Source organism: Collinsella sp. TF05-9AC (assembly GCF_003438495.1).
In the GTDB taxonomy this organism is placed as follows: domain Bacteria; phylum Actinomycetota; class Coriobacteriia; order Coriobacteriales; family Coriobacteriaceae; genus Collinsella.
Genome location: NZ_QSSH01000068.1, coordinates 1 through 1,031 on the forward strand (window position 1 = coordinate 1; position 1,031 = coordinate 1,031).

The 1,031-nt window shown below is 45.6% G+C and carries 1 protein-coding gene; it reads left to right on the forward strand.

Annotation, left to right across the window (positions count from 1 at the left end; all coding sequences use genetic code 11):
- Positions 1-138 precede the first annotated feature (138 nt).
- Entirely contained in the window at positions 139-843 is a 705-nt protein-coding gene (locus DXC52_RS09870) for a hypothetical protein (RefSeq protein ID WP_117747107.1), read from the forward strand.
- Positions 844-1,031 lie beyond the last annotated feature (188 nt).

The window sequence follows — 1,031 nt, forward strand, 5'->3', positions numbered from 1 at the left end:
GGATTGGTCAATCTCGGCCGACTATATTTGGCTAAATTATTCCGGCGCTAACAATGGCATTTAAATTGGAGCCACTTTCAGAAAAGCGGCGCTGCAAACGCATGCCAAAACTGGCAAATTATTATGAAAGGTAATCTTATGGTAAACGCAGAGGAATCAACTAAGGCCGGTCTATCGCGCTTGCAAGACGACGCAAGGCCGACTATTTGCAGCGACTCTCTCGAACTTATTTCGAATATCGCAGAGGTTGGCCTGGACGAAATTCTCCAAAACGAGTTCTTGAAGGACATCCCCGTCATCTCAAGCCTAGTGAGCATCTACAAAATCGGAAACAATATCCACAATGCGCATCTGCTGAAGAAGTATGCGTGTTTCCTCGATGAGTTCAACCGCGACTCTTTTGAAAATGGCTCATGGAACAAGTACAAGCAATACTTTGAAGAGTCAAATAGGAAGCGCGATATTGAGTACCTGCTTATCCTGCTCGAAAGATACATTGAGGAGGACAAAGCGCGGCGACTAGCAAAGATTTATGAGGCCTACCTAGATAAAGAAATTAGCTGGGACGATCTTCGTTTGTTTGCAGAGACTTTGGACAGATTTCTACCTGGAGACTACGAAATGCTTCGAGAAAAGGAAACTTTTCAGACGCTCAGAGGCAGAGATGCAGAAGTTCTTCTTCGATTAACCGGGCTGGGATTGCTGATTGAGGATATCCATCGGCAGCAGTGGGACGTAGTAGATACGACGCTCATCTTCGACGATCCCGACGAAATTGAGAAAGAAGAAAGGGTTTATCGTAGGACCGAATTTGGAAACAGGATGGTATCTATACTTGGCTAGCTACTGCAGACAACAATCTGAGCGCGCTCTTGTCGTCTTGGTTAAACTGCTCGGATCTACCAGTGATTTTTACTGCATTAGGCATTCGGAAAGGGAATCGGTTCTTCACGATTCGCATCCTTTCTAGTGCTGCCTTTATTTAAGGCTCTGTTAGACCAGGATTGACATACATGTGTCCCCACGGTGCC